Source organism: Paraburkholderia sediminicola (genome assembly GCF_046026895.1).
Lineage (GTDB): Bacteria > Pseudomonadota > Gammaproteobacteria > Burkholderiales > Burkholderiaceae > Paraburkholderia > Paraburkholderia sediminicola_C.
This window is the reverse complement of sequence record NZ_JAQQEU010000145.1, coordinates 1-7,458: the sequence shown is the minus strand read 5'-3', so window position 1 is coordinate 7,458 and position 7,458 is coordinate 1. Positions and strand designations below refer to the sequence as shown.

Annotated in this window: 8 protein-coding genes; 3 read left to right on the top strand and 5 right to left on the bottom strand. The window is 59.1% G+C overall.

Annotated features, from left to right (window positions below; all coding sequences use genetic code 11):
* Nucleotides 1-314: 314 nt before the first annotated feature.
* The 4 genes from PQR02_RS38985 to PQR02_RS38970 form a co-directional block, all read right to left on the bottom strand.
* Entirely contained in the window at nucleotides 315-512 is a 198-nt protein-coding gene (locus PQR02_RS38985) for a hypothetical protein (RefSeq protein WP_408243156.1), read from the bottom strand.
* A complete protein-coding gene (locus PQR02_RS38980) occupies nucleotides 427-717 on the bottom strand; it encodes a hypothetical protein (protein ID WP_408243155.1) in 291 nt (96 codons plus the stop codon). Before PQR02_RS38980 ends, PQR02_RS38985 begins: the two co-directional genes overlap by 86 nt.
* 439 nt (nucleotides 718-1,156) lie before the next feature.
* Nucleotides 1,157-1,630, bottom strand: coding sequence for a hypothetical protein (locus tag PQR02_RS38975; RefSeq protein WP_408243154.1), 474 nt, complete (start codon nucleotides 1,628-1,630; stop codon nucleotides 1,157-1,159).
* Between the two features lie 751 nt (nucleotides 1,631-2,381).
* A complete protein-coding gene (locus tag PQR02_RS38970) occupies nucleotides 2,382-2,753 on the bottom strand; it encodes a response regulator (protein WP_408243153.1) in 372 nt (123 codons plus the stop codon).
* A gap of 486 nt (nucleotides 2,754-3,239) precedes the next feature.
* Between PQR02_RS38970 and PQR02_RS38965 the strand changes: the two genes are divergently transcribed.
* Nucleotides 3,240-5,129, top strand: a complete 1,890-nt coding sequence (locus PQR02_RS38965) for an ATP-binding protein (protein ID WP_408243152.1) — start codon at nucleotides 3,240-3,242, stop codon at nucleotides 5,127-5,129.
* Nucleotides 5,130-5,207: 78 nt separating this feature from the next.
* Nucleotides 5,208-5,564 carry a response regulator transcription factor gene (locus PQR02_RS38960; protein ID WP_408243151.1) on the top strand — a complete coding sequence of 119 codons (357 nt, stop codon included), beginning with the start codon at nucleotides 5,208-5,210 and terminating at the stop codon, nucleotides 5,562-5,564.
* A gap of 43 nt (nucleotides 5,565-5,607) precedes the next feature.
* On the opposite strand, the gene PQR02_RS38955 is transcribed toward PQR02_RS38960, so the two are convergent.
* Nucleotides 5,608-6,264: a response regulator transcription factor gene (locus PQR02_RS38955; RefSeq protein WP_408243150.1), complete on the bottom strand. Its 657-nt coding sequence runs from the start codon at nucleotides 6,262-6,264 to the stop codon at nucleotides 5,608-5,610.
* A gap of 399 nt (nucleotides 6,265-6,663) precedes the next feature.
* On the opposite strand from PQR02_RS38955, the gene PQR02_RS38950 reads away from it, so the two are divergent.
* Nucleotides 6,664-7,176 (top strand): hypothetical protein, encoded by a 513-nt coding sequence (locus PQR02_RS38950; RefSeq protein WP_408243149.1) that lies wholly within the window; start codon nucleotides 6,664-6,666, stop codon nucleotides 7,174-7,176.
* Nucleotides 7,177-7,458 lie beyond the last annotated feature (282 nt).

Sequence of the window (7,458 nt, the reverse complement as noted above, 5' to 3'; positions counted from 1 at the left end):
TGAATGCCCCTTGGTGAAGTTGAGCCCCGCCTTATCCAGAGCGAGACCTTCAGACACGTTCCAAAGCATCATTGAGATGCCCCTCGGAGCCAGCGTCGCCCGTCAGCCGTTCGCCTCAGGGCGCTAACTTCGCCACCCTGTCCGGTATCTCAAGGCTATCCCACAGCACCGGCTATCCCGCGACCGCTGCCGTTGATGTCCGACCAGTCACGCGGCTGCACCGCGGAACAGGCAGCAGTATGTATACCGCGCAACATGGGTGATGATTTCGCATTGGGAGGTGGCGTCCAGAAAACTGCCCGAAATCAAGCCTTCTATTTTTTTGTAACTGTGGCGCGACCTCGTGCGACGTTGGCTTCGCTGACGTCATCCGCGCCGTCTCCACCGCCGTTGTTGTCGTCGTTGTCTCCGCCATCGATGTCGCCGTTACCAGCGGCGATAGTCGTGATGTCCGCGCGGATACCAATCGCGCCTGCTCCAATAACGGTGCCCATCCCAATACCGGTCACCATGCCAGCCGATGAAGAGTCCAGGGCCCGCGATGACCGGCGCCGGTGCGTAGACGCGCGGCGGTGGCGCATATACAGGCGCGGGCCCCATATACACGGGAGCCGGAATCCCGATATTTACTCCGAGACGGACCTGGGCCATCGCTCCGCCCGAAAGAGTCAGCGCGATTGCGCCGAGCCCTAGTGAAAACGTCTGGTGTTTGAACATCATTTCGTCGCCTCATTGCTCGATTTGATGCTCAGACTTTACGAGCACATCTGCCCCGCTGAGTTACGGCCTTGTAACCGCCAATGGGGGCAGTAAACAAAATCGCCGCATCTACAGAACCAAGCAATCGCGTCGTCATACAGCGTTTCAAATGTATGGCTCCCGCAAGCCCGAAAGGCCCACGGAATTGGCCCGTCTTTGGTCTGTGGGTGAACCGTTGGGCGGCGCCCGACGCTCTGTCAATTGGACGCGACCCGTGAAGTAATGCCGCATGTCGCTCAATAACGCCGCGAGCATCGTGGTGATGCGGCACACGGACGACGCTTGTACCGTCCATTTGGGCGACCCCGCACGTCGGAGTCAAGACCTGAAGCAGAAAGGCACGATTGAAACGTTCGTCGCGCTACCAGATGTGAGTCTGTCGAGCAGACCTTGGCCGCTACGCCGCCGCTTCTGCGAGGGCGAGAGTTCGTTCGGCTTTGAGCAGGCCGCCCACCATTCTCGCTTCGGCCTTGGCGATGCCACCAAGCGATGCCACTGACAACTGGCGGCCAAAGGTTTCGAACGCCCGACATAACCGTGCATAGTCGACATCACTCATTAGCCATACGCCGCCTTCTTTCTCTGTAGCGTCGATATGCAGCATCGCCGCGTGCGCCCATTGTATGTACTCAATTTCGTCTCGATGGTATCCGAGCCGACACAGCTCTCCGGCAACGAGTAATCGTCGGCCCAAAGTCGTAAACAGCGCGCGCGAGCCATGACCTCGCCGGAACGCGTCCAACCCTGTGTAGCACTGCAAAAGCATTGTTTGCGTTACGGGCTCGTGTGCAGTCCGACTGAACGTAAGCGCTCGGAGCAGCGGTGATATGGCAGCTCGGGTGTCGTTTCGGGTTCGCGATTTGCTAGACATGATGGGGTGAATGTCCTTTCATAGCTATGACGCGCGATGCTGACACCTTGCAATCTTCTTCTCGTCTGTAGGTGTACTGGATGGAGCATACTGCTCATGCATCCATTGACTTGAATTCGGAGTAGAGAACGACATCACAGGCATAGTCCACTCGGCTACGTCGACTCCGACCTCAAGATATCGCAGGCCCGGGCTTCGGCGCGCTTGCCCTCAAAATATGCACCTGACGTGCAGCCACACCCTTCCAGGCCGTGGCTGACTCTCCCACGGAAGTCCCATATCGCGATGTGCTTACTCATCTGCTTCCCCTCGGGTCGTTGCACAGAGGGACAGTCCGGGCGAGCGTAATTGTCGACCGCAAACAGGGGAGGTAGTTCCGCAGGGACCTGACGTCGAGTACCTGGAGCCACGGGTCGGTTCAGAGCTGGTACATCACTGCGACTCGAAAGCGTCGGGTCGCGCTTGCGCAATCTCGCGCGGGTATTGACAATGGTACGCATCGAACAGTTTTGAACATAGCTGCGCAAGTCACAAGGCCCGCCGCCTGGTCTGCGTGCTCGACCTCTCCTGCGTTGAGCACGTCATCGAGAAGCGGAGCGAGACGACGCAGTCGCACAAACATCGCGGCATCTAGTTTCATTTTGGACCTGCTGTGGCCAGATGAGCGAAGCGCACCCTGAGACACTCAGCGTCAGGCAATGCTTCACGAGTGAGATATGCCTTTCCATTGCTGGCGTATCGACGTGACCGGTCAGGGCGACGACCCCACTGTGACCTGCGGACTGTGCAACTCAAGCAGTTCCAGCAGCCGCGAGGCTGCGACCGGCTTTCGGAGAAACGCCGCCACTCGCAGGTGAGGCTGCGGTTTCGCCACTGCTGAGTTGAGCAGCACAGGAATAGTTGCGAAGTCAGGCTCAGCCGCGAGCGCGCTTATGAGGGCGGGACCGTCCATGACGGGCATCATGAAATCGGACACCACAATGTCCGGACGCCTGCGGTGTGCTGCCCGCAGTGCTTCATGCCCGTTCGATGCAGTCGTAACCTCATAACCTTCGCCGCAAATCAGAACCTCAAGCGCCCGAAGCAGGTTGATGTCGTCGTCGACCAGTAATACCGTCACCATGGCACGGCCCCAAAGCGGTGGGTTTTCACTTCTCTGTTTGCAGGCAACGGCTGTTCCATTGCTCGCGCAAGTTGCAGAGCCGAATGCCCGCTGACTTGCGGAGCTTTTTGCGCCGTCATCACGGCGAGCGCCGTCTCGATGAGACAAGAGTAGGCTTTGGCGAAGGGCCAATCTATCCTACCGTTGGATAGGCCGACGCCGCGTTAGCGTAACTCGCTTATACGAGCGTATAACCGCAGTGAGGAGACTTGTTGAGCGGTGTCATACTGCAAAAACAGGCGATACCGCACCGCGTCCAGGACCGACACAGCGCCTGTCTGTTCGCCCGGCAGATTTTTCATTCTTTAATTGACGCATGACAACCGAACAGTCGGAGAAGTCGAAAGCGTCGGCCGGTATCTGGAGACCGATGCAAGCGGCTGGTGCAGTTGCGCAAAGGGGAAACGTTCTGTGCCGGCACTAGGTTCTTCACATGAAAGCACAAGCTTGCGGTACCTGGCGACATTGTGGCTCGGAGGCTGCATCGCGCTCGGAGCCGTTACTGCAGCCTGTGTCCTTCTGGACCAGGAAGAGAGCACCGCTGGCTTCCTGCTTCTGGTTGCCGTTGTTCTCCTGTCCCTGCTGGACAGCTTCATCTCATCGGTCATTTTCTCGGTTGTCGGCGCTGTGCTGCTCAGCTATTTTTTCACGGCACCCATCGATAGCTTTCACATCAGCAAACCCCAGGATTCCTTCGCCCTTGTTGCCTTTCTCGTCACGTCACTCGCAATCACCACCCTTGTCAGGCGGATTGGCCGCGTTGAAAAGACGCAGCGCGCGCAGGCGCAGCTGCTGGAGCTGACGCACGACATCATCATCGTGCGCGATAAAAATGACGTGATTACGTACTGGAATCAGGCAGCAGAGACACTCTATGGATGGAAGAAGGAAGAGGCGATGGGGAAGTTCATCGACGAACTTCTGAGTTCGGTGTTCCCGCTGCCTCGCGACCAGCTCCAGCGGATTTTTCTTCGCGACGGCCAGTGGGAGGGCGAGCTAATTCACACGAGGCGGGATGGCACCGAGATAATCGTGACGAGCCGCTGGGCCTTGCAGCGCGACGGCGCGGGAAACCCGTTGGCCACGCTTGAGACCAACAACGACATCACACAGCGCAGGCGCGCCGAGGACCTGCTGCGAAAGAGTCAGGCGCAGTACTTCGCCGAAGCGCAGAAGCTAAGCAGGACCGGCAGTTTTGGCTGGAATTTCTCAAGCGGCGAAGTCTTCTGGTCCGAGCAGACTTTTTCTATCTTCGAGTACGACCCGGCGGTCGCGCCCACCATCGAGCTGGTCAGGCAGCGGATGCATCCAGACGATATACGCGTGCTCGAGGAGATACTTGAACAGGCGAGCGGTTCCACTGCCGACTTTGACGTCGAGCATCGTCTGCTTTTTCCCGATGGACGCATCAAGCACCTCCATGTGCTTGCACACGCAACCAACGGCCACCCGAATAACAGGCTGTTAATCGGGGCCGTGATGGACGTGACGCGTGCGAAGCAGACAGAGGAGCAGTTGCGGCATGCGCAAAGCGAACTTGAACGCGTCAGCCGGGTAACGGCGCTTGGTGAACTGAGTGCATCAATTGCCCATGAAGTGGGACAGCCCCTTTCCGCCATCGTAACGAACGGCGAAGCATGTCTGCGCTGGCTCCATCGCCAGCCTCCGGACATGGAAGAAATCGAGGGTTGCGTTAGCCAGATGACAGACGAGGGAAACAGGGCAGCAGCAATCGTGCAACGTGTGAGGGCGCTCATGAAGGGGGTGCCGCCGGACCGGGCACCGATTGCAATCAACGGCGTGGTCGAGGAGGCAATTGCTGTTATCAGGCGTGATATTGAGCGCCAGAATGCCTCGCTGACACGTCGTCTTGCCACGGGGCTACCGCTGATACTGGGCGACCATGTGCAGCTCCAGCAGGTGCTCGTCAATCTAATCAACAACGGTCTGCAGTCGATGGCGAGCGTCGACGGGAGGCGCGAACTTGTCGTCCAGTCCCGCCTTGACCCGGAAGGCAATGTTGTCGTGGCGGTAAAAGACTCGGGGGCTGGGGTCCGGGAGGCCAATCTTCCGCGACTCTTTGAACCGTTCTTTACGACACGCAGCTCCGGCATGGGGATGGGGCTGGCCATTTCCAGTTCCATTGTTGAAGCCCATGGTGGGCAAATCTGGGCCTCCAATAATCCTGACGGCGGCGCAACGTTCTCGTTCAGTCTTCCGCCAGCCATGAAGGAGGAGGTGAGAGAGCGATATACGGGGCGACCGGCGCGCAGGTGGTTCAGTCTACATATGCGTTCGTATCATGTCACTGAACGCCGTTGTCAAGTAAGCTGTTAATCAGGAGAGGCGGACGGCACCGACCACACGTCATCCCGAGAGAGAATAATTGAGGGCCCCATTTTGCAAGTAGCGCCTGTGGTTTCGATTGTCGACGACGATAAGGCCGTCCGTGTTGCGTTAAGCAGCCTCATCCGGTCGCTGGGCTGGAACGCGCGCATGTATGAGTCGGCAGAAGAATTTCTTTTGTCTGGCCAGGCCGCTGATACCGCCTGCCTGATTTCCGACATCCGGATGTCCGGGATGTCGGGTATCGAGATGCATGAGCGCCTTCGTGCCCAGGGACATGCCCCGGCCACCATCTTTATCAGCGCCTATCCGACGCCGGCATTGCAGGCAAAAGCGGCGAGTAACGGCGCATTGGTGTTGCTGCAGAAGCCTTACCAGGCCACTGCACTGACTCACTGGCTCTCGGTCGCTCTCGGAAATCCCTAGCGAATCATCGACGCTGTACAGAAGTGCTAACGCACGACGGCGCTCAATGATGACCGCCGTGGGGCAGACAGGGCTGGATACCAAGCGATTCGGCCTTGCGGACAAGGTCTGGCATCGAGCGCGCGTTCATCTTGCGCATCACCTGTCCACGGTGAACCTTCACCGTGATTTCGCTCAGGTTCATCTCAGAGGCAATCTGCTTGTTCAGCAGGCCGGACAGCACAAAGGCCATTACCTCTTTCTCGCGTGGTGACAGGGATTCATACAAAGCGCGCAGACCGGCTAACGCAGTTTCTGCCGTGAGCCGTTCGCTGTCCCGCGCCAGGGCCTGAGCCACGGCGTCGAGCATGTCCTGGTCCTTGAACGGCTTCGCCAGGAAATCGAGTGCGCCGGCCTTCATCGCCTTCACCCCCATCTCGATGTCTCCATGACCGGTCATGAAGATGACGGGAATACGCATGCCGCTATTGAGGATTTCCTGGTGAAAAGCCATGCCGCTTTTCCCACGGAGCCGTACGTCGAGGATGAGGCAGCTCGGCCCTGCGGAGTGAGGAGACCGGAGAAATTCGTCCGGGGTCTCGAACGTTTCGACGCGCAAGCCTACTGAGCGCAAAAGCGTGTCGAGGGCCTGCCGGATTCCCTTGTCGTCATCGACGACATAGACGACCGGACCGTCGGCTCCTGCGGTTTCAGTCCTCATGCGGTTGTCAGACCAGCAGTCATCTGGGTACCTCGCGAAGCCGGAACGCGGTCGCATCACATCGCATGACAGTGGAGTGGGCACTCACCATCGCCGGACAGCGCGGCAAACACCACGGTACCTTCCAGCAGAATCCCGGGCAACCCATCGAAATTACCTACGAGCCAGCGCCAGAGCCACCCGCTGACGAATTGAGGAACGGGCACCGTTTTCCAGTCTGTGTTCCGCCCCGACGACTACTGATGAATGGCCGACGTTTCGCGACCGTTTCCGACCGTTCCTGGCGGCCGCGACCTGATGCGCACGAACCCGGCAACGCTGGGCGCCTGTTTTTTGAAGTAAGCTAACTGTATTAAAGGCGCGCCGCATGTTGCGTCGCATCAGACCCCGGAGCTGGTTATGAAAACGCTGGATGCAACGTCGCGCGCGGGCGGCGTCGTTGCAGTGGTGGTCCTGTCCGCAGCTTTGTCCGGTTGCTACTACTACGTGCCCTATGGCTACGTTCCGTACGGCGAAGTGCCCGCGGCAGCGCCGCAGCAGCAATATCCTTTCTCGATGACCGACGCAGCCGCGACCGGTGCCGCCGCGTCAGATGTAACTGCATCGACGAACCCCTATATCGCACCAGCCGCGCCCGTCTTCGTCGTGCCTGCGTATTACCCCGTTGCGTATCCGTACTACGGCTGGCCCGCGTGGTGGGGACCATCGGTGTCACTGAGCTTCGGCTATTGGGGCGGATGCTGTTACGGCGGGGGCCGGCACGGCTACTGGGGCCACGACGGCTATTGGGGGCACGGTTATCGAGGCGGTTGGGGCAGTCAGGGGGGCTGGGGTGGCCACGGATACCCCGGGCGTGGTATGGGCGGCGGCCATTACTGGGGCGGTGGCGGAGGCCACGGGCATGCGCATTGAACGCTAAGGGAGATGCGCTCGCTTCAACAGTTCCCCGACTGGGTGAACCAGCGGGTGAACTGGACGCAGGTCGCCAACGGGCGATAGCGCCGGACTGTGCGGTGACCAGTCCCAGCCTCCATTGCACGTCGACGAGTCTGTTCAACACTTCCACGAACAATTCAACCAACGTCTGAAGACAATCAGAACTACCTTCCAGCAGAAGAGCGCGGACGTCGAAAATTTGACTACAACGCCTTTTCTGCCGAGGGACTGTCTATTGGATAACGTCAAGCAGGATGG